Genomic DNA, 20,224 nt, shown 5'->3' on the forward strand with positions numbered 1-20,224 from the left:
AGTCGTGAAAACAGCTTTGGTGACGGGTGCGTCCGGCGGTATCGGGGCGGCGATTGCGCAGGTCCTGGCGCCGACACACGAGGTGTGGCTTGGCGGCCGCAAGATCCCGGATGGCCTGCCGGGCCACCCATGGCCGGTGGACCTGCGCGACCTGGACAGCCTCGAAGACAAGACGGCCGAAATCCCCGACCTGGACGTGCTGGTGCACAGTGCGGGCGTGATCCAGTTGGGCCCGTTGAGCGAGACCTCGGTGCAGACCTGGCGCGACACCCTTGAGCTGAACGTGATCGCGGTCGCCGAGCTGACCAGGATCCTGTTGCCCAAGCTCAGGGCCAAAAACGGGCACGTCATCCTGATCAACTCGGGCGCTGGCCTGCGCGTGAACCCGAACTGGGGTTCCTACGGCGCCAGCAAGTTCGCCCTCAGGGCCTTCGCCGACGCGCTCAGGGCCGAGGAACCGGACATTCGGGTCACCTCGGTCTTCCCCGGCCGCACGGACACCGAGATGCAGCGTGGGGTGCGAGCCGCCGAGCAAGGTGACTACCAGCCGGAGAAGTACCTCAAACCGGACACGGTCGCCCAGGCTGTCCTGAACGCCATCACGATGCCCGCCGACGCGCACCCCGCCGAAGTGATCATCCGCCCGAGAGCAACCGCTGGGTGACAGCGCCTGCCTTGGCCTGAACCTCGAAACGGTCAACCCGCGTCGGCTCAAACGACCGCAAAACCTGGTCGCCCGCGACCCAAACATCCTGAACCTGCCGCGAACCGGCTGCCCAGACCACATTGGACAGCAGCTGCGCGTCGGGCACGTCGACGCCTGCCGAGAACGCGGGTGCGTCGGTCGAGATGTGCACGATGTCCGCCCAGCGGCCTTCTTCCAGCGCGCCGATGTCGTCACGGCCGATCGCGGCCGCGCCCATCCGGGTTGCCATCAACAGGACATCCGGCGCGATCAGGGTTGAAGCGTCCATAGTGGACAAACGGCTGAGCATCGCGGCCAGCCGGACCTCTTCCCACAGGTCCAGGTCGTCGTTGCTGGCCGGTCCGTCCGTGCCGAGGCCGACGGTCACGCCTGCCTCGCGCAGGTCGCGGATCCGCGCGATGCCGGACGCCAGTTTCGCGTTCGACCCCGGGCAGTGCGCGACCGCGACACCGTGCCGGGCGAAGATCGAAATGTCCTCGTCGGACAGATGCACGCAGTGCGCCGCGAGCACGCGTCCGCCGTAGAAACCCAACGATTCCAGCAACTTGGGCACCGAACCGTGCGAAGCACGCGCGACGGTGTCCTCCAAGGACGCTTCGGCCACGTGGATGTGCATGAGCGCGTCACGTTCGTGCGCGGCGGCAGCGACTTCGGTCAGCACCTCCGGCGTCAACGTGTACGCCGAGTGCGGGCCGTATCCGATCTCGATCCGGTCGCCCGCGCCGAACCGCAGACCCTCGGTGTCGATCAGCGTGCTGACGTCCTCAAGCAGCGAACGCCACGTGAAACCGGGCGCCTCGATGATCCCGCCGGTCAGTACCGCGCGGCCGCCGGTCTGCAGGACCGCGTCGGCGAGCTGATCGAGGTGGAAGTACATCTCCACACTGGCGGTCACGCCAGCGCGCAGCATCTCGACCGACCCGAGCAGCATCCCGGCGCGCATGTCCGCCGCGCTCAACTGCGCCTCGGCTGGCCAGATGACTTCCTGCAGCCAGCGCAGCAACGGCAGGTCGCCGCCCATTCCACGCAGGACCGTCATCGGGGTGTGCGCGTGCGCGTTGATCAGGCCTGGTACCAGGATTCCGGACACGTCGGTGATCGGCTCGTCGCCGGGCGCGTCGGCGAGCGGGCCGACGTACCCGATGCGGCCGTTGTCCTCAATGTCCAGCACGGCATCCCGCAGCACAGAGCAATCCGGGTCGCACGGCAGGATGATCGGAGCACGCAAACGCTGACGCATGCTGGAAACGCTATCCCAGGAAACTAGGGCGATACTTCCCTGGCTCACGTCGTTGCGGCCGAGCCTCACGCGGCGCGATCGTCACCCCAGCTGCGTGGAATGAGTGCAGGACCGCACGGTCGAGCTCCAGCGCGGCGCGTTCTCGCCACAGCGATTCGTCGCTTGAGGTAGCCAGCCCCAGGTGTTCGGCAATGACCCGGCCGAATCCGTATGCGCCGTCGGCGCCCAACGCGTCGGCACCAATCGCCGAGGACATGTAGATCCCGTTGAACACCACCGGATACTCGATGCCGCCGATCGCCAGCCGCTGCGAGCGCGCGCCCACCGCGTGCCAGCGCAGCCCAAGATCCACGAACCAGCCCAGCTCCGGGTGCTCCAAAGGCACCTCACGCACGACGTCGCGTGGCAGCCCGAACAACCGAACGCCTTGCTCCTCGTCCTGCACCACCAACGGCAGTAGGTCGAAGGCGCTGCGCGCGGTCGGCGGCCGCCAGCCCATCTTGCGGACAGTCTCGGTGAACGCGACATGCCGACGGTCGCCCAGCACCTGGCCGTGCTGCGCGTATCCCGCGTAGCGCACGAGGTGTTCGTTGACCAACCGTGGACTGTCCGGCGCGAAGATCGTCACCGTTGGACGGACCCGCCCCTTGCCAGCCGCGAGCCGCAGGTGCTGCACGCACCCGGTCGCGACCTGCGTCGAGGTTCTCGCCGCACGAAGGTCGCGGACCAGCAGTTCGCGCCATGGAACTCCGTCGGTGTACACACCGCTGTCGCGCAACGCTATCCGCGCGCCGTATGCCAGTTCCGCACGAGTGTGTTCGTACGTCCCGGTTTCCGCGATCTGCGCGCGGACCTTGCCGAGGCGGGCCTGCACATGCCCGGCACGCGGGCGGGCACCGTGGTACCGGTGCAGGAACTCCTCGGCGGCGACAAGCTCAGTCGATAACAGGGCAGTCACGCAGTGCTTATCGGCCGAATGCCCTAATCGACTCAACTACCTGGTCGGGTATTGCCGAACTACCCTGCGTGGGCCTTTTCGAAGATCAGGTCGCGGATTTCCCGTCCTTCGGTATGCGCCCGCGACTCGAACTTGGTCACCGGACGCCATTCCGGCCGTGGCGCCCACCCGTCGTACACGTTGCGCAACGCGGGTTCCGCGGAGCACACCTCCATCATGTGCTCGGCGTAGTGCTCCCAGTCGGTCGCCATGTGGAACCGCCCGCCAGGCGCCAGTCGTGAAGCGACCAGTGCAGCGAAATCCGGCTGGACGATCCGTCGCTTGTGGTGCCGCTTCTTGGGCCAAGGGTCCGGGAAGTACAGCCGAACCTCGGACAACGAGTCCGGCGCGATGTGTTCAGTGAGCAGGATGACCGCGTCGCCACGCAGCAGCCGGAGGTTGGTCAGCTCAAGCTCGGCGGCGCGCATCATCAGCTGCGCCAAGCCTGCTTGGTATACCTCGACGGCCAGATAGTTCACGTCCGGTGCGGCGGCGGCCAGCTTCGCCGTGGTCTCGCCCATCCCCGAACCGATCTCCAGCACGACCGGCGCCGACCGTCCAAACCATGCCCCAGCGTCCAACGGACCAGAAGGCAGGTCAGAAATCTCCTGGCCGAGCTGCGGCCAATAGCGCTCCCATGCCCGTTCCTGGCCTACCGTCATCCGCCCGCCACGCTGGACGTAGCTGACGATCGTGCGCCTGTGTAGCTGTTGTTCCACGTCGGAAAAGCTAGAACACGCTCTCCCAGCGGGCGAGGTTGGACCGCAGGTCGCCCATCCCCTTCACCGCGAGTGGGGTCGGTTTGCCGGTCGTGAGATGCACGGGATAGATGTCGAGCCAGCCGGTGTGCCGGTCGGTGAGCACGAGCGTGGTCGGCACGGCAGGCCCGGATACTCGACGTTCGGACGGCATGTATTCCCAGTAGCCGCAGTCACCATCGCTGCTCCACGGCACGAAAACCCAGCCAGGACGGGCATCCAGCAACTTGCCGACCCGGTCCTCCAGTAGGAAACCTTCCGCCCGTGAGGTCAATTCGCCTGCTGCCAACGCCTTCAGCCACCACGGGGCGGCCAGCTCTGGGTCGACTTCGGACGCTGAGCGGTACAGGGTCAGTACTTGGTCCTCTGGTGCACGATGGACCCACGCACGCCGGGCTTCAGCTGGTTTCGTCGCGGCCGCGATGGATGCCAACGCGGTATGGGGCTCGATGGCCTGTGACCATTCGAGCTCGATCATCGGTTCGACTCGTAGTGCCCGTCGGGGCCCCATGCCGTTGTTCGGCATGACCGGCTCCGGCGGTTCCGTAGGTGCGCTTACATCGGCGACCGTCAACGTCCACCTCCGATGGTTCGTGACGGAGTCAACATCGATCTGAGCGCTAGTCGAACATCGTTGTCCGCGATAAGTGCGGCACCTCACAGCCTCTTAACGTGGTCTTAACCGGGCCGCATGCGCTAGATCGCTTCGTTACATCCTTGCAAGCTCGACCGGTGATCGCAACCGTGGGTGACCAGACCAACAAAGAAACCCGGGCCACCCCCCGACAGGTGACCCGGGCTCTCATTCCCCCGTATCCACTGGCACGTCCCCCGACAGACCCGCCAGGTGGTTCTTTCGTTCAGGCGTCCCGCTTCTTTGCCGTGACGATGGCGATCACCAGCATGACGATGGCGAAGCCGGCGAAGTACGCCAGCGCTGCCCATGGGGCGAGCGTGCTCGTGGAACTGCCTGGCCCGTCGACGACCTGTGCGAGATCCGGGTTGCCGGTGAGGAACCGGTTGGCGACGTTGAACGGCAGCCACTGGTGGATGTCCCTGCCGATGCTCGGAATCAGCTGGACGAGGTTCTCGGCCACGAGCGAGTAGGCAAGCAGCAGCGACACGGCGCCTGCTGTGTGCCGGATCAGGATGCCGGCCGAGATCGCCACGACAGCGGCGAAGAACGTGATCAGACCTGTACCGGCGACCTGCCGCCAGTCGGCCTCGCTGTTGAGCGCGAGGTTGGCGTCCGGCTGGATCAGCATGGCGATGCCGACCGAACCGAACGCGGCGATCAGGCCGAGGACGCCGGAGACGAACGCGACGACAGTGGTCTTGGCCAACAAGGCGGACGTGCGGCTCGGCACCGCCTGGAACGTCGTCCTGATGGTGTTGAAGCGGTATTCGGTGGTCACCGACAGCGTGGCGAGCACGAGGATGACCGCCAAGGCGAAGGTGAACCCGAACTGGCTCATCGGCACGGAGAGCTCGCCCGCGTTGGAGGCCGACGCGCTGACCAGTGCGGCGAACCCGACCATCAGGCCAAGTGCCAGCGCCATGCACCACCACGGTGACCGGGTGGAGAAGAGCTTGATTCGTTCGACAGCGAGCAGGGTCATCGGTTCACATCCACCAGTTGGTCAACGGCCTGGGCAAGTTCGGTGTGGTATTCGACGGAGTCGCCGGTCAGCTGCATGAACGCCTCTTCGAGCGAACCGCGCTGCGGGCTGAGCTCGTGCAGCACGACCTGGTTGGCCGCGGCGATCTCACCGATCTGCGCAGCGTCCAAACCAGACACGACCAGGGCGTCGGCGTCGTCGCGCAGCGTGGCATTGGTGGTCCGCATGAGTGCGTCACGCAGCTTGCTCGCCTGCGGGCTGCGCACCTTGACGGTGTTCTCCGTCGCGGCGTGGATGAAGTCCTCAGTGGAGCTCTGGGCGATCAGCTTGCCGCGCCCGATCACGACGAGTTCCTGCGCGGTCAGCGACATCTCCGACAGCAGGTGGCTGGACACCAGCACGGTCCGGCCCTCGTCGGCCAGCCGGTGCATGAACTTGCGGATCCAGAGGATGCCCTCAGGGTCGAGGCCGTTCACCGGCTCGTCGAACAGCAGGATCTCCGGGTCGCCGAGCAGTGCGCCCGCGATCCCCAACCGCTGCGACATACCGAGGGAGAACCCACCCGCGCGCTTCTTGGCGACCGCGGTCAGACCGACGAGCTCAAGCACCTCGTCCACCCGGCGAACCGGAATCTTGTTGGACACGGCCATCCACTGCAGGTGCGCGTACGCCGAACGGTTGGGGTGCACCCACTTGGCGTCCAGCAGCGCGCCGATCTTGCGCAGCGGGTTGTGCAGCTCGCGGTAGTTCTTGCCGTCGATGAGGGCGACACCTGAGGTCGGGTTGTCCAAACCGAGCATCATCCGCATGGTGGTGGACTTGCCAGCGCCGTTCGGGCCGAGAAAGCCGGTGACCCGGCCGGGCTGAACGGTGAACGACAGATCGTTGACCGCGAGGGTCTTCCCATATCGCTTGGTGAGGCCCCGTGCCTCGATCATGATCGCTCCTTGGAAGTCTGAGTCCCGCCTCGATGTGACCATCCTGTTCGCCCCACCTGTCCGACCGCGTCGTCCCGTGGTGCCAACTCGGGGTCAACTCGCAGTCGTAGCCTGGCGGACATCCAGCCAACCTGCGATCCGTGAAAACCCCGATCTGTCCCTGAGTTGCCACCCCCTACGTGAGTGGTTTGTCCTAAGGTGTCGCAATGACTGAACTGGTCGCCGTGGTCGCGGGCGCGACCAGAGGATGCGGTCGTGGAATCGCGGTCGAACTGGGCGCGATCGGCGCGACGGTCTACGTGACCGGCCGGACAACGCGGTCATCCACCAGCCCAATGAACCGCCCAGAGACCATTGAGGACACAGCAGAACTGGTAACCGCGGCGGGCGGTAACGGAATCCCGGTCCGCTGCGACTTCACGGTCGCCTCGGACGTGCGAGAGCTGGCGTCCCGCCTTGACCGCCTGGACATCCTGGTGAACGACGTGTGGGGCGGCGACCCGTTCGTAGAGCACGGAACCCCCTTCTGGGAATCCGATTTGGACAAAGCACTGTCGGTGCACCGCAACGGAATCGAAACCCACCTGATCGGGCTGCACACACTGCTGCCACTGATGGTCCGGCAAGGCTCCGGCCTCGTCATCGAAGTGACCGACGGCGACGACGAGACCTACCACGGCGTCGCCCTGCCGTACTTCCTGGTCAAATCAGCCCTCCGCCGGACAGCGCAGGCAATGAGCCAACAGCTACGTGAGCACGGCATCACGGCCGTGGCCCTGACCCCCGGGTTCATCCGATCCGAGGCAATGCTCGAAGGCTTCGGTGTCACGGAGGCAACGTGGCGCGACGCGATCGCCGAGGACATCCACTTCTCGATGGCCGAATCACCCCACTACATCGGCCGCGCGGTGGCCGCCCTCGCCAAGGACCCGAACGTGGCACGCTGGTCGGGTCAGTCCTTGTCATCCTGGAGTCTGATGCGGGAGTACGACTTCACGGACCTCGACGGCACCCAACCGGACTGGGGCCGCTGGTACGAAGACATCTTCGGCAAAGGCCTGGACCCGAACACCGTCGATCCCGCGGATTACAGGTAACCCGTGCCGGAATTGGATGCCGTGAAGGCCGAAGGGGCCTGCGAGGCATTCGGGAGTCCACTGTGGACGCCAGATCACCTCACCAGCCACACCTGCCACACTCTCCCCACCTGTGACAGGATCGAGTGCCGTGAAGGTCACCTTGACGGCGCTGAACGCCCCGAATCTTCCCCTCGCAACGGCCTACCGCCCGCACGACGTCGTGGCACGCCAGCGCGACCGCGGCCATGGCAGCCTCCGCGCTGTGTCATCAGGGAAACCTGCAGGTCGCCGATCTGAACACGGTCCAGCAACGCCCGATCAGCAAGCCTGAAACTCCTGGCATTGGCGTTCAACGCCCCACACTCGGCCCGCACACCTCGCTCCGGCCGGTGCACGACCGCCCTCTGTTCCGCGACACACGAAACATCCAGGTCAACAGCCCATTCATTAGCCTTAGGCAACTCCGCTCGGCTGCGTTCCAGCGGGGCTCCTTTGTGTGGTCGACCTTGCGTTCCAGCCGGGCTCTTCGTGAGTGGTTTGTCCCGGTATTGAACTAACCACTCACGACACTCTTTCCAGCTCGGCTGGTTTTCTTTGTCGTGAGTGGTTAGTTCGAACTTGGGTATGCCCTTGAATGGGACAAACCACTCACGTGAGGCTAGGCCTCACCTGGGCGAACAAGCCCAGTTTCGTAAGCCAGCACGACAGCCTGAACCCGGTCACGCAGTTCCAGCTTCGCCAGGACCCGGCCAACGTGAGTCTTGACCGTGGCCTCGGACAAAAACAGCTTCCGGGCGATCTCGGTGTTCGACAGTCCTTGGGCCATCAGCACAAGCACTTCCCGCTCCCGCTCAGTCAAAGCGTCAAGCACGGAAGCATCCCGCAGCTGCCCGCCAGAAGCCCCAAGGAACCGGTCAAGCAAGCGCCGGGTAACAGAGGGCGAAACCACCGCATCCCCACTGGCAACCGAACGCAAAGCCGCCACCAAATGATCAGGCGGAGTGTCCTTGAGCATGAACCCACTCGCCCCATTGCGCAGAGCGGTCAACGCATATTCGTCCAGGTCGAAGGTGGTCATCACGAGCACCTTCGCTGTTCCAGCCTCGGTGATCAGCTTGGTTGCCTCGACCCCGTCAAGCACCGGCATCCGGACGTCCATCAGCACCACGTCGGGCCGCAGTGCAGCCGCGAGTTGAACGGCCTGGTCGCCGTCGCCTGCTTCGCCGACGATCTCCATGTCCGGCTGTGCGCCGAGGACCATCCGGAAGCCGACGCGCATCAGCTCCTGGTCGTCGACCAGCACCACTCTGATCATGTTCGCTATGTTCCTTGGATTGGTAGTACGGCGTGGACGTGCCATCCGCCGCCGGGCCGTGGGCCTGCTTGCAGCGTCCCGCCGAAGACGTTCGCGCGTTCGCGCATGCCGATCAGGCCGTTTCCGCCGGAGATCGACACCAGTTCGTGCGGTGTGCCGAAGCCGTCGTCGGTGATGTCCAGTTCGATGTTGTCGCCGATCCGCGCGACGCGCACGACCGCGGACGCACCGGCGCCCGCGTGTTTCAGCGTGTTGGTCAGCGCTTCCTGCACGATCCGGTAGATCCCCAGGCCGATTCCGGCTGGCAGGCCGTCCAGCTCGCCCTTGAGTTTCAGCCGCACGGGCAAACCGACCACCCGAACCCGTTCCGCCAGGTCGTTCAGCGAATTCGTGCCGGGCTGCGGCGTACGTTCGTCCGCGTTCTCCTCGGCACGCAACACCCCAAGCAACCGCCGCAGCTCGGTCAACGCCTCACGCCCGGTCGACGAGATCGTCTTGATCGCGCGTTCGGCCAGCTCAGCATTGGTGTGCACGGCGTACTGCGCCCCATCGGCCTGTACGACCATGACACTCACCGCGTGCGCGACCACGTCATGCAGCTCGCGGGCGATACGCGCGCGCTCCTCGACAACGGCGATCTTCGCCTGGTGGTCACGCTCGGCTTCCAAGAGCCGTAGCCGTTGCTCCACCTCGCGTTGGTACGCATGACGTGCGCCAACGAACTCGCCAAGCGTCCAGCAGAACGCGAACAGCACCATCACCACGGCAGCCGCGACCCACCACGCCTCGGTAGTCGGCCTGAGCAGCGTGCCAGCCCACAACATCGTCCCGACGGTCAGCCAGATGCCGTAGATCAACGCCTGACGACGGCCGACGTAGACCACCATCGTGTACAGCGCGATCCCGAGCGCCATGTCCGCAGGCCGGACCAACTCGCCGGGCGCGAGGAAGCCGTCCAGCAGCAGTTGCCCGAACGCCGTTCCGAGGATCACGTAACCGACCAGGAAAGGGCGCCGCCGGCGCAGCACGACCGGTGCGATCAGACCGATGTCCACCAGGACGAACACCCACCACGGCTGTTCCCCGCGCGCGGTTATCACCTGCGGCAACTCGAACAGCACCAGGAACAGGGCCAGCAACGAGTCGCCGAACGTCGGATGCGCGCGCATCCACAAGCTCAGCCGTCGCACCCCTAGAGCCTAAGCGCGCGCCAGCCCCCAGCGCGTCGCGCCGGAGGCTGACACGTCTCGCCCTGGAGGCTGATTAGGACGAGAGATACGGAGGAGGCGGGTTGGTTGTCGTGGTCGGGGCCGTGTCGATGCTTGGTTCAGGGGCTTGCTCGTGCCGGAGGGTCTGTGGATGGGTCATGTCCTCCGCCAACTGCTCCTGCACCTGGCTCTCCTTGATCCGCGCGAGGATCGCCATGATCACCCCGTGTGCCGCCGCGATCAGCAGCAACACGATGCCTAGCCGCATGACAACACCCTCGGTCTGGGTATCTCCGACCTCGACGGTGGATATGAGCATCAGCAGACCGAGCACCACGAGGTGGAACAGCACGGTGACCAGGCGCGCCATGGACGTGCCCGCACCGGAATCGCCATGAGAACGCTCGAGATACCGCCGCCCGCTGCGATAGATGATCTGCCCGTCGATGGCCACGAGAATGACACCGACCACGAGGAAGGCGATGTAGCTGTTCGTGTCCATGCCGAGTGGTTACCCCGGAATGGCGGGTTTGCAACCGTGCGTCCCCAGTACATGGCACGATTCGACGAGTGACCACGGCGACCGATCAGCAACAGCACCTGGCCGGCCCGCTGTCGGCCGCTGTCGCTCAGCTGTGTGTCCGGCTGCAGTCGCAGGTCACGGCCCATACCGCGGCCGGGTTCCGGGAAGTGCTGCGCAGGCTGTCCGCACCGCTTCAGGTCGCGGTCGCAGGCCGGATCAAATCCGGTAAGTCGACGCTGGTCAACGCCCTGATCGGGCGCCTTGTCGCACCGACCGACGTCGGCGAGTGCACCCGATTGGTGACCAGGTTCCAGTACGGCACGGTCGACCGGGTCGAAGTGATCTTCAACGATGGCCGCAAACAGGTCCTGCCGTTCGACGCGAACGGGATGATCCCGGCGACCCTGAACGTCGACTTCGACCAGGTCTCCCACATCGAGGCGTACCTGACCAACGCGGTACTGCGCGATCTGACCGTGATCGACACGCCTGGCCTCGGCTCGCTGGACGCCGCGTCGGTCGCCCGGACCGAGCAACTCCTCGGCGCGGCCAAACCAGAAGAGGAAGAGTCGAACGAGCTCGACGACACCTCACGCAACGCGGTCGCAGGCGCGGAAGCCGTGCTCTATGTCGTGACGCAAGGCGTGCGCGCCGACGACCAGCAAGCGCTTGCGGCGTTCACGGCAGCGACGGCCAGCCGTGAAGCCGGTCCGGTGAACGCGATCGCTGTGTTGAACAAGGCGGACACGATCGCGCCCGAGTCGGTCACCGGTTCGGACGGCGACGTCTGGAAAGCCGCGTCCCTGCTCGCCGAGAAGCAGGCCCTCACGCTCAAGCCGCGTGTCGCGGACGTCCTGCCAGTGATCGGGTTGCTCGCGGAGACCGCCGAGTCCGGCGGGTTCACCCAGGCCGACGCCGACGCGTTGAAGCAGCTCGCCCAGCTCGACGACGTCACATGGGACATGATGCTGGTCTCCGCCGACATCTTCACCACGTGGGACTGCGACGTGCCCAGCGGCACCAGGCTGCGGCTGCTGGAAAAGCTTGACCTCTACGGCATCGGCCAAGCCGTTGCGGCAGTGCGTGATGAGCCGGAGCTCACCGCGGGCGCCTTGCGCCGCAAGCTGCTGGACGCATCCGGCTTGGCGACTGTCCGGGCGAGGTTGGACGCGGTGTTCCGTGCCAGGGCAGACGGCATCAAAGCCGCTGCCGCGCTGGCGTCCGTGACCGCGCTGGCCCAAGCATCCGGGGATCTGGGTGAACGTCAGCGGGTCAACGACGCGATCGAAGTCCTGCTGGCCAAGCCGGAGGCGCACGCGCTGCGCTTGCTCGAAGCGCTCACGCTGGTCACCTCCGGCGCCGTCGCGATGCCCGAGGACCTGGCCGAGGAGGTGCTCAGGGTCGGTGGCAGCGCGGACATCGGCGAGCAACTCGGCATGCAGGGGCGTCCGCGGCACGAGTTGGTCGCGTACGCGTTGGAACGCGCGGGCTGGTGGCGTTCTTTCGCCTCTTTCGGTGCGACACCGGCACAAAGTCGTGTCGCGCATGTCGTGCACCGAGCCTATTTCCTCATCTGGCAACAACTTCGCGGCAACTAACGGTAGCTTCGGCATTTCAGTCGTCCCGAGAATTTCGTAGACAGGGTGATCTCGTTGGCTTCCCTTTTCCGACGCACGAAGGCCGACGACGAGACCGATCCGACCGACGCGACGATCGAGGTCAGTGCCGAGATGATCGCGGGCATCGACAAGAACGAGACCCTCAAGCAGGCACTGTCCGAGCGGGATTCGTTGGTTCAGCTGTGCCTGTACGCGCTCGACCGCGCCCGCAGTCCAGGCGTGGTCGAGCGGATCGAGGAAGGCCTCAACGGCATCGGCGTCGCCGCGATCCGCCCGGATGGTGATCTGTTCGACCCGGCGCAGCACGAAGCAGGCGGTACCGTGCCGACACAGGACGTGACGATGGACGGCGTGGTGGCGGAGACAGAAGTGGTGGGATTCGCTGATCGTGGGCGCTTGCTGCGGGCGCCGATCGTGACTGTGTACAAGGCCCGGCAACCGTGACCGCGCCCGCACCCAGTCTGCCCAAGCAGGTTGCCCAGCACCGCGAGCAGATGTTGAAGCTGCTGCGGGAGATCTCGCCGGATTCGGCCACGTGGGTCGAGGAACTGCGGGCCCGCCGACGGCGCCAGCCGACCGTTGTGACCGTCGGCGAGACCAACCGGGGCAAAAGTTCGCTGGTCAACGCGTTGCTCGACCGTCCAGGACTGTCTCCTGTGGACGCGGATGTGGCGACGGCGACGTACCTGGTCTTCGGCCACGCCCCGCAATGGGAGGCAAGGGCCTGCTATCCCGGCCACCTCGCGCCCATCCAGGTCGACCTCGCGCAGCTGGTGAACTGGGTGTCCGCCGCGCACGAGCTGCCGGAAGGCCATCTGCCGCCGCGGTATGTGGAGATCGACGGCCCGGTCGACCTGCTCAGCAAGATCTCCATTGTGGACACCCCAGGAGTCGGCGGGCTCGACTCGGTACACGGCGAGCTGGCCGTGGAAGCCGCGGCCAGCGCGACCGCCTTGCTGTTCGTTGTCGACGCCTCCGCGCCGTTCACCGTTGGCGAGTTGAACTTCCTGCGCAACATCGGCGACCGCGTCGAGACCGTGCTGTTCGCGCTGTCCAAAGTGGACCAATATCGCGGCTGGCGCCAGGTCCTTGAGGCAAACCAGGGACTGCTGCGTGATCACGCACCGCGGTTCGCCGACGCGATGTTCTACCCCGTCTCGGCGCGGATGTACGAGATGGCGCAGAAGGCGCCCAACCAACAAGCCGCGGACATGCTCAAGGAGAAGTCGGGACTTGCGGCGTTGGCGGAAGCCTTGCAGGAGCTGGTGATTGGCAAGGCGGCCATGCTCGCCGAAGCCAACACCATGCGCGCGCTGACCACGTCACTCGACGAGGTCAAGGTCCAGCTGACCGCGGAATCCCGCGCGTTGACCACTGGCGCGGACGAGGCCAAAGCCTTGCGTGCCCGCAAAGAAGAGCTGACCGCGCAACGGAAATCAGCCGCCCGCGGCTGGCAGGTGAAGCTGCGCGGCGAAATCCAGCGCACGCGCGTCGAGAACACCCACGAAGTCAGCCGCGAAATGCGCGACATGCAGACGTGGTTCCGCCAGGCGATCGACGCGGCGGACCGGGACGCGCTCGCCGCGTTGCCCAACCAGGTCGACGCGGCGCTGCAGCTGGTCTCCCGCCGAATCAGCATGTCCGTCGGCGCCAGGCTGAACAAGATCGGCGAAACCGTGCTGATCGGGCTGTTCTCCCCGGACGAGCTGGTGATGCTGCAGGCCCAGTACGCCCGTGCGGGCCAGCCGCCGGTCGTGCTGCGCAGTCCGGAGAAACGGCCAGGCACGTCCGAAGACAAGCTGATGGTGATGATGGGCATCTCCGGCGGCGTGGGCCTTGGCAAACTCGCCACCCTGCCCTTGGGACTGTTCGGCGCGGCGGCCGCTGGAACGCTCGGCGTGATCGTGGCTCCGGTGACGATCGTGCTCGGCCTCGGCGCGGGCTGGTGGATTTCCCGAACGCGCAGGCACGCGCAGGACAAGCAGCACATGAAGACCTGGCTGACCGACGCGATCGCGGACGCCCGTTCCACCCTGGATCAGATGGTCGCCGACCAGCTGATCCAGGCCGAACAGGAGTTGTCGCTGGCGCTGGACGACGCACTCGGCCGCCGGATCGCCAGCATCGAGGAAGAGCTGCGTGAAGTCGACAAGGCCATGCGGCTGGACGCGACCGAGCGCTCAAAACGCCTTCAGGCCGTGAACAAGCAGCTCGCCCAGGTCGAGTCCGGCAGCGAGACGGCGAAAGCCCTGCTCGCCCGGATCCGTGCCGCGAAGGTGAAGCCCGCCGCTGTGTGAGGATCCGGTCCGCTGCCCCCGAGACAACGGACCGGATCGCCCCCGCCCCCCTCGGCGAGAAACTCTGCCAGCAGGCGGTCCACCGCAGGAGGGAGCCGACGGGGGAGGCATCGAGGTTGGATCGCGGCGGATATCGCGCAAATGCTTGACAAGTCTATGAACGATCTGGTTGACAACCCCGCCAACCTCTATCACGCTGGGCGACGAGTTGGTGCCACCTTCGACGGGGGAGTTAAAGCGTGGCGACATCGAACACACTCCTGCGCGAGGTGCGGGAGCGCACGCCATCACGCCAGCACCCCGGCGACTGCCTGTCCCGCCAGGAGCTGGCCGAACTGGTCAACGCCCACCTCTGGCAGATGCACGGCCAGCGCGTCGAAATCGACGCTGGCTACATCGGCAAGCTCGAACGAGGAGTGATCACCTGGCCGGGCCAGCTCTACCGGGAAGCGCTGCGTTCGATACTGGACGTAACCACAGACGCCCAGCTCGGCCTGCGCAACACCCGCCGAGGCGTCGTCCCAGTCGGCCCATCACGAGAGCGTGACCTGGGATCAGCGGCCCCGCATTCGGTGCCTGCCGTAGTCGACCGCCGTCACATCCGGGACGTCATCGGCGCGGCCAGATTCCTCAGCGACTGGGACCACATGCACGGCGGATGGTCCCTGCTGGATGCCGCGCTGTCACAGGCCCGATGGGCACGGCAGCTGATGACCGCCGACTGCCCGCCCGCCTTACGTACGCCGCTGTGCCAGGCGGTCGCCGATCTCGTGGGAACCTGCGGGTTCAAGCTGTTCGACACGGGCGCGTACGAAGAAGCGAACCGGTACTTCCGCTTCGCTTTGGTTTGCACCGAAGAGGCCGACGACTGGCACCGGCGTGCGCGGGTCCTTGCGCGGATGGTGCGCCTCGCCGTCGACTCGGGTCAGCCGGACCGGGCACTCACGCTCGCCGAACGTGCGCTTGTCCGTGCGGATCGACTGGCCCCGGTCCGGCGGTCAATGGTGCATGTCGCGCACGCCAAGGCATTGGCCGCGCGAAGACGTCCGCAGGACGCCCTGCGAGCAATCGGTGCCGCCGACGAGACATTCACTCGCGCACCGGACGATTGCGCGCCACTGTGGACAGACCGCTACACCGCCGCCCATCACGCCGGAGAGACCGCCGAAACCCTGGCGACGCTGCAAGCCTCCGGCTCAGAAGCCCGCTTCGCCTTGGCACGCAAGGGTTTCGGCGACAAGTACCCACGCGCAAGAGTGCTGGCCGAACTCAAATTCGCCACAACCGCCCTGGAAACCGGAGACCCAGCCGAAGCGGCCACCATTGCCGCAGGCGCCTTGGACACCGCCGAGCACATGCGCTCCGGCCGGGTCGAAGATCTCCTACGCACCCTGGCCGCACAGGTCGCCAAACACACCAGCCGCGAAGTCCAAGACCTCAAGGCCCGCATGGAAGAAACCCAAGCCTGAAGCCGTGTCCACCGTTCCAGCACACCGTGTCCACCGTTGCTGAATACCGTGTCCACCGTTCCGGCACAGTGAAATGCACTGTGCTGAAGTGTGAAAAGGCCCCGGGTGAGCCGTCCCGGGGCCTTTTGCGCCTGGCTACGCTGGCAGGCGCTGCTTGAGTGCTACTACCCGTTCAGCCGCTGCTTGAGAGCCGCCAGCTCGTCCTTCAACGACGTCGGCAGCTTCTCACCCATCTTGTCGAACCATTCCTCGATCAGCGGGATCTCGGCGAGCCACTCTTCGCGGTTCACCTTGAGCGCCGCCTCCAGGTCCTCCTGCGACGCGTCGAGGCCCTCGGTGTCCAGGTCGGCCAGCGTCGGCACGTAGCCGATCGGGGTTTCCTGGGCAGCCGCCTTGCCTTCGATGCGCTCGATCGCCCACTTCAGGACGCGCGAGTTTTCGCCGAAGCCTGGCCACAGGAACTGGTTCTCCTCGCCACGGCGGAACCAGTTGACGTAGAAGATCTTCGGCAGCTTGGCCGCGTCGGCGCGCTTGCCGGTGGCGATCCAGTGTGCGAAGTAGTCCGCGGCGTTGTAGCCGATGAACGGCAGCATCGCCATCGGGTCGCGGCGCACGACGCCGACCTTGCCCTTGGCCGCGGCCGTCGTCTCGCTGGACAGGGTGGCGCCCATGAAGGTGCCGTGGTTCCAGTCGCGGGACTCCGTCACCAGCGGGATCGTGTCCTTACGACGGCCGCCGAAGAAGATCGCCGAGATCGGCACGCCGTTCGGGTCGTCCCACTCCGGCGCCAGGATCGGGCACTGCGACATCGGCGTGCAGTACCGCGAGTTCGGGTGGCTCGACAGCTCGCCCGAATCCGGCGTCCAGTCTTCCTTCTTCCAGCTGGTCAGGTGCGCGGGCGGCTCACCCATGCCTTCCCACCAGATGTCGCCGTTGTCGGTCAGCGCCACGTTGGTGAAGACCGTGTTGCCACGCTCGATCGTGCGCATCGCGTTCGGGTTGGTGTGCCAGTCCGTGCCGGGGGCCACGCCGAAGAAGCCGGCCTCCGGGTTGACCGCGTACAGACGACCGTCCTCACCGAACTTCATCCACGCGATGTCGTCGCCAAGCGTCTCGACCTTCCAGCCGGGGATCGTCGGCTCGAGCATCGCCAGGTTGGTCTTGCCGCAGGCGCTTGGGAAGGCCGCGGCGATGTAGTAGACCTTGTTCTCCGGCGAGATCAGCTTGAGGATCAGCATGTGCTCGGCCAGCCAGCCCTCGTCGCGGCCGATCACTGAGGCGATCCGCAGCGAGTAGCACTTCTTGCCAAGCAGCGCGTTGCCGCCGTAGCCGGAGCCGTAGCTCCAGATCTCGCGGGTCTCCGGGAAGTGGCTGATGTACTTGGTCTCGTTCGCGGGCCAGGCCACGTCCTGCTGGCCCTCGTCGAGCGGCGCGCCGACGGAGTGCAGGCACGGAACGAAGTCGGCGTCCTCACCGAACTTGGCCAACGCCTTCGAACCCATGCGGGTCATCACTCGCATGGACACGACGACGTACTCCGAGTCGGTGATCTCCACGCCCAGCATCGGCTTCTCGGCGTCGAGCGGGCCCATGCAGAACGGGATCACATACATCGTGCGACCACGCATGCAGCCCCGGTAGAGCTCGGTCATGGTGGCCTTCATCTCGGCCGGGTCCATCCAGTGGTTGGTCGGGCCCGCGTCCTGTGGGTCGACCGAACAGATGAACGTCCGCTCCTCGACCCTGGCGACGTCGCCAGGATCCGAAGCGGCCCAGAACGAGTTGGGTTTCTGCTTCAGCGGGGTGAACGTGCCCGCTTCGACGAGCTTCGCGGTGAGTCGTTCCCACTCCTCGTCCGAACCATCAGCCCACACCACACGGTCCGGGGTGGTCAGCTCGGCGACCTCGTGCACCCACTCGAGAAGCCGTTGGTGCGCCGTCGGTGCGGAATCCAGACCTGGGATGGCCAATGCGGTCATGTCGCCTCGTCTCCTGACTGGGGGATCACAAAGCCCGCGACGGACGCCGTTGTCTAGCTCGCGGGGACTTCGACGTCCTCACCAATGGCTTCGCCCACCCACCGGAGGAGATGGGCGTGCCGTGAAAAGGGATGAAGCGAGATTAACCAGGTGACGGCCGGTTAAACGACAGCTGGCGTGTGGGTTGCCTCACCGGACCGATAAGGGGATCGATTCAGCACTCGAATGCGCACGTGTGCTTTCCCACATAACCCGTGCCCGCCGGGAAATTTTCCTGTTCAGCGGTATTTCCTGATCGGTTCAGGAATCGGTCAAGGGCATTGGGCACATTCCGTGACCCTTTTGCCGGGTGTCGGCGAAAGCATTGTGGCGGCCGCCACTTTGTCCGATTTCCTTGCGCTGCAAGGGTTTCCTGCTGAACGCAGGTCAGTTCGGAAATGTGAAAGCGGCCCGGTCGGATAACCGGGCCGCTCGTTGACTTACGGGTCAGCTGCGCTGGCTGTCCGGTACGTAGTTGCCCTGCGAGTCGAGGTGGCCTTTCTCGACCTCGGCCCACTCGTCCTCGCCGGTGTGCTGCGAGATGCTGACGCTGCCGTCCGACTCGATCACCGTCATCTGGTCGGCCTCGCCGTCCCCGTCGGAGTCGGTGAACGCGTACACGTCGCCATTCTCGGACTGGACGACGGCCGTGTCGTTCTTGCCGTCCTTGTTCATGTCCACTGTGGCCGCTCCGGCGCTCATGTCCTCAGGGTCGTCCGGAACGTCCACAATGATGTCGCCGGTTGCCGATGCCGCCGGCGTCCCCTCGCCTGCCGCGGACGATTCCTCGCCGGTGGCGTCACCGGTCTTCGGGTCGATCGGCACCCACTCGCCGCTGGCTTCGTCGTACCGCGCGGCGCCGACCACGTTGCCCTTGTCGTCGAGTTCGACCGCCACGTCGGCGTCGCCGTCTTTGTCGGAGTCGGTGAACGCGACCTGGCCACCGTCGTCGGTGGTCACGATGGCGGTGTCGTTGGTGCCGTCTTTGTTGATGTCGAACTCGGTCTCGAGCTCGTACTGCTCACCATCGACGGTCACGGTCATCTCGTCGCCATGACCGGTGGCGGTGGTGTCCTGGTCGGCGTCTTCGTACACCGCTCCCCCTCGGATGAAGTAGGTCTCGTTACGCGGGTTGGACTCACGATAGGCCTCAATGGTTCCCCAACCGGCTTATCCACATCCTCTGAGGCGTGTGTGAACAGTGTGACTGGTGGTGCACTGGCATGGAGCTGGGCAAGCCCGAAGTTGTCCACATCCTGTGGATAGAACTGTGCACAGCCTGGGGACGAGACCTGCCCGAGACCGCTTCGAAACTCAGTTGCCCACAACCACCCGAAACAAGGACCCTGGTCCGCACGTCATTAAGAGACGAGGAACACACACAGGAGAGGTGGTGTCAAAGATGATCGTCGCCGGACTGGCCATGATGGCGCTGGCACTGGCCGCCCTGTTGATGGTTGTTTTCACGTCGACAGACCCCGACCAGGAACCCGCGGACCACAACACGGAGCCTGTCACGCCCACGCGTGACGGGCTCCACCTAGCTGGGTAGCGTCAGCGGGCCCAAGTTGCGCAGCCGGACCCGGACCGGGCGCGTGGCTTCCACGTAACAGACCAGATTGGTGTATCCGCGGGCCCACGACTCCGCGTTGGGCAGCCGCCACGCGGCGGAAACCTCTTTGTTCTCACCACCGAGGTACTTCTTGACCACGGCTGGGCACTTCTCGCTGGCGATCCGGTTCATCGTGTCGGTGTTCGGCATCGTCGATCCGGGTTTGCCGAGGCTGATCACGCCAGGCAGCGCCTCACCGAGGTGCGGACCGTCGCACGGACCACGACGAACCCGCGCGTCGCGCGACGGCGAGGACACCGAACACGTCTGGTAGCGGAACATGTCGGTACTCAACAGCGCGTCTTCCAGCGATCCGGTGCGGTGCAACGGTTTCTCGTCCGCGCCGACCTCGGCGACGGTGCACAGCAGCCACCGCTCCCCCTTGTTCCACTGCTGCTCGTTCGGCCAGAGCGGCATCGCCACAAGATTGGTCGCGTCCATGTCCTGCCCGCCTAGGTAATCGGCCAGTTTCTCGCGGCACGGCGGCATCGTCATGGTCGCGGCGGTCGCCTCGTCCGGCATGGACGTTGCTGTGAGCTTGCCCGTGCTGACCACTTCGGCGTCGTGCGGTGAACCACAGTCGACGACGATGGCGTTGCCGGTGTCCAGGCACTGGCCCGGTTTCGGCTGGTCGGCGCCGTACATGTTCGGTGGCACGGTGACACGACCCGATGAGGGCGATGTCGGCGCTGGTTCCGGGGCGGCGGCCGGGTCACAGGCGGCGATGCCGAGCAGGGCTGCGCATACGGCCAGCCCCCAAGCGATCCGCATGACGTGACCGTACCGGCCGGGATGCGTTCTGTGACGGCGTGAAGTCACGATTCGG

At 65.7% G+C, this 20,224-nt stretch carries 19 protein-coding genes; 7 read left to right on the forward strand and 12 right to left on the reverse strand.

Features of this window, described 5'->3' with window-relative positions:
- Positions 1-4: 4 nt before the first annotated feature.
- Complete coding sequence (locus LWC34_RS20350; RefSeq protein ID WP_233726755.1) at positions 5-664, forward strand: SDR family oxidoreductase; 660 nt, start codon at positions 5-7, stop codon at positions 662-664.
- On the opposite strand, the gene LWC34_RS20355 is transcribed toward LWC34_RS20350, so the two are convergent.
- From LWC34_RS20355 to LWC34_RS20380, 6 genes are all read right to left on the reverse strand, one after another.
- Positions 636-1,946 (reverse strand): amidohydrolase family protein, encoded by a 1,311-nt coding sequence (locus tag LWC34_RS20355; protein ID WP_233726756.1) that lies wholly within the window; start codon positions 1,944-1,946, stop codon positions 636-638. The two genes, LWC34_RS20350 and LWC34_RS20355, sit on opposite strands and share 29 nt — an antisense overlap.
- 10 nt (positions 1,947-1,956) lie before the next feature.
- Positions 1,957-2,904, reverse strand: a complete 948-nt coding sequence (locus LWC34_RS20360; RefSeq protein WP_233726757.1) for a nitric oxide synthase oxygenase — start codon at positions 2,902-2,904, stop codon at positions 1,957-1,959.
- Positions 2,905-2,963: 59 nt separating this feature from the next.
- Positions 2,964-3,605, reverse strand: coding sequence for a tRNA (guanosine(46)-N7)-methyltransferase TrmB (gene trmB / locus LWC34_RS20365; RefSeq protein WP_233728776.1), 642 nt, complete (start codon positions 3,603-3,605; stop codon positions 2,964-2,966).
- Between the two features lie 67 nt (positions 3,606-3,672).
- Positions 3,673-4,179, reverse strand: a complete 507-nt coding sequence (locus LWC34_RS20370) for a hypothetical protein (RefSeq protein ID WP_233726758.1) — start codon at positions 4,177-4,179, stop codon at positions 3,673-3,675.
- Positions 4,180-4,561: 382 nt separating this feature from the next.
- The gene (locus tag LWC34_RS20375) at positions 4,562-5,320 is read right to left on the reverse strand and encodes an ABC transporter permease (protein ID WP_233726759.1); all 759 of its coding nucleotides are present in this window, start codon (positions 5,318-5,320) and stop codon (positions 4,562-4,564) included.
- Complete coding sequence (locus tag LWC34_RS20380; protein WP_233726760.1) at positions 5,317-6,258, reverse strand: ABC transporter ATP-binding protein; 942 nt, start codon at positions 6,256-6,258, stop codon at positions 5,317-5,319. The genes LWC34_RS20375 and LWC34_RS20380 overlap by 4 nt, the downstream gene beginning before the upstream one ends.
- A 206-nt stretch (positions 6,259-6,464) precedes the next feature.
- Here LWC34_RS20380 and LWC34_RS20385 point away from each other — a divergent pair, with 206 nt between their 5' ends.
- Positions 6,465-7,355, forward strand: a complete 891-nt coding sequence (locus LWC34_RS20385) for an SDR family oxidoreductase (protein WP_233726761.1) — start codon at positions 6,465-6,467, stop codon at positions 7,353-7,355.
- Between the two features lie 640 nt (positions 7,356-7,995).
- On the opposite strand, the gene LWC34_RS20390 is transcribed toward LWC34_RS20385, so the two are convergent.
- The 3 genes from LWC34_RS20390 to LWC34_RS20400 form a co-directional block, all read right to left on the reverse strand.
- The gene (locus LWC34_RS20390; RefSeq protein ID WP_233726762.1) at positions 7,996-8,652 is read right to left on the reverse strand and encodes a response regulator; all 657 of its coding nucleotides are present in this window, start codon (positions 8,650-8,652) and stop codon (positions 7,996-7,998) included.
- 5 nt (positions 8,653-8,657) lie between these two features.
- Positions 8,658-9,821, reverse strand: coding sequence for a sensor histidine kinase (locus LWC34_RS20395; protein ID WP_233728777.1), 1,164 nt, complete (start codon positions 9,819-9,821; stop codon positions 8,658-8,660).
- A gap of 94 nt (positions 9,822-9,915) precedes the next feature.
- Complete coding sequence (locus LWC34_RS20400) at positions 9,916-10,362, reverse strand: hypothetical protein (protein ID WP_233726763.1); 447 nt, start codon at positions 10,360-10,362, stop codon at positions 9,916-9,918.
- A 59-nt stretch (positions 10,363-10,421) separates the two neighbouring features.
- Here LWC34_RS20400 and LWC34_RS20405 point away from each other — a divergent pair, with 59 nt between their 5' ends.
- The 4 genes from LWC34_RS20405 to LWC34_RS20420 all read left to right on the forward strand — a co-directional run bounded on the left by LWC34_RS20405 (position 10,422) and on the right by LWC34_RS20420 (position 15,768).
- The gene (locus tag LWC34_RS20405) at positions 10,422-11,981 is read left to right on the forward strand and encodes a dynamin family protein (RefSeq protein ID WP_233728779.1); all 1,560 of its coding nucleotides are present in this window, start codon (positions 10,422-10,424) and stop codon (positions 11,979-11,981) included.
- A 132-nt stretch (positions 11,982-12,113) separates the two neighbouring features.
- On the forward strand, positions 12,114-12,446 hold the full coding sequence (locus tag LWC34_RS20410) for a nucleotide exchange factor GrpE (protein WP_233728780.1): 333 nt from the start codon (positions 12,114-12,116) through the stop codon (positions 12,444-12,446).
- Positions 12,443-14,299 (forward strand): dynamin family protein, encoded by a 1,857-nt coding sequence (locus LWC34_RS20415; RefSeq protein WP_233726764.1) that lies wholly within the window; start codon positions 12,443-12,445, stop codon positions 14,297-14,299. The genes LWC34_RS20410 and LWC34_RS20415 overlap by 4 nt, the downstream gene beginning before the upstream one ends.
- A gap of 239 nt (positions 14,300-14,538) precedes the next feature.
- Positions 14,539-15,768: an NsdA family TPR-like regulatory protein gene (locus LWC34_RS20420; RefSeq protein ID WP_233726765.1), complete on the forward strand. Its 1,230-nt coding sequence runs from the start codon at positions 14,539-14,541 to the stop codon at positions 15,766-15,768.
- A 164-nt stretch (positions 15,769-15,932) separates the two neighbouring features.
- On the opposite strand, the gene LWC34_RS20425 is transcribed toward LWC34_RS20420, so the two are convergent.
- Together LWC34_RS20425 and LWC34_RS20430 are read right to left on the reverse strand one after the other, a co-directional pair.
- Positions 15,933-17,747, reverse strand: a complete 1,815-nt coding sequence (locus tag LWC34_RS20425) for a phosphoenolpyruvate carboxykinase (GTP) (protein WP_233726766.1) — start codon at positions 17,745-17,747, stop codon at positions 15,933-15,935.
- A gap of 486 nt (positions 17,748-18,233) precedes the next feature.
- Positions 18,234-18,881: a DUF6802 family protein gene (locus tag LWC34_RS20430; RefSeq protein WP_233726767.1), complete on the reverse strand. Its 648-nt coding sequence runs from the start codon at positions 18,879-18,881 to the stop codon at positions 18,234-18,236.
- Positions 18,882-19,179: 298 nt separating this feature from the next.
- On the opposite strand from LWC34_RS20430, the gene LWC34_RS20435 reads away from it, so the two are divergent.
- Positions 19,180-19,338, forward strand: a complete 159-nt coding sequence (locus tag LWC34_RS20435) for a hypothetical protein (RefSeq protein ID WP_233726768.1) — start codon at positions 19,180-19,182, stop codon at positions 19,336-19,338.
- Here the strand turns inward: LWC34_RS20435 and LWC34_RS20440 are convergent.
- Positions 19,327-20,169 (reverse strand): septum formation family protein, encoded by an 843-nt coding sequence (locus LWC34_RS20440; protein ID WP_233726769.1) that lies wholly within the window; start codon positions 20,167-20,169, stop codon positions 19,327-19,329. The genes LWC34_RS20435 and LWC34_RS20440 overlap by 12 nt on opposite strands.
- Positions 20,170-20,224 lie beyond the last annotated feature (55 nt).

The sequence above is a fragment of the Kibdelosporangium philippinense genome (assembly GCF_021390435.2).
Lineage (GTDB): Bacteria > Actinomycetota > Actinomycetes > Mycobacteriales > Pseudonocardiaceae > Kibdelosporangium > Kibdelosporangium philippinense.

Bases quoted from the DNA above. Each gene is read 5' to 3' on its own strand.
- LWC34_RS20355 (WP_233726756.1), bottom strand. From the start codon at position 1,946: ATGCGTCAGCGTTTGCGTGCTCCGATCATCCTGCCGTGCGACCCGGAT.
- trmB (WP_233728776.1), bottom strand. From the start codon at position 3,605: ATGACGGTAGGCCAGGAACGGGCATGGGAGCGCTATTGGCCGCAGCTC.
- LWC34_RS20370 (WP_233726758.1), bottom strand. From the start codon at position 4,179: ATGATCGAGCTCGAATGGTCACAGGCCATCGAGCCCCATACCGCGTTG.
- LWC34_RS20375 (WP_233726759.1), bottom strand. From the start codon at position 5,320: ATGACCCTGCTCGCTGTCGAACGAATCAAGCTCTTCTCCACCCGGTCA.
- LWC34_RS20380 (WP_233726760.1), bottom strand. From the start codon at position 6,258: ATGATCGAGGCACGGGGCCTCACCAAGCGATATGGGAAGACCCTCGCG.
- LWC34_RS20385 (WP_233726761.1), top strand. From the start codon at position 6,465: ATGACTGAACTGGTCGCCGTGGTCGCGGGCGCGACCAGAGGATGCGGT.
- LWC34_RS20390 (WP_233726762.1), bottom strand. From the start codon at position 8,652: ATGATCAGAGTGGTGCTGGTCGACGACCAGGAGCTGATGCGCGTCGGC.
- LWC34_RS20395 (WP_233728777.1), bottom strand. From the start codon at position 9,821: ATGCGCGCGCATCCGACGTTCGGCGACTCGTTGCTGGCCCTGTTCCTG.
- LWC34_RS20400 (WP_233726763.1), bottom strand. From the start codon at position 10,362: ATGGACACGAACAGCTACATCGCCTTCCTCGTGGTCGGTGTCATTCTC.
- LWC34_RS20410 (WP_233728780.1), top strand. From the start codon at position 12,114: ATGATCGCGGGCATCGACAAGAACGAGACCCTCAAGCAGGCACTGTCC.
- LWC34_RS20425 (WP_233726766.1), bottom strand. From the start codon at position 17,747: ATGACCGCATTGGCCATCCCAGGTCTGGATTCCGCACCGACGGCGCAC.
- LWC34_RS20440 (WP_233726769.1), bottom strand. From the start codon at position 20,169: ATGCGGATCGCTTGGGGGCTGGCCGTATGCGCAGCCCTGCTCGGCATC.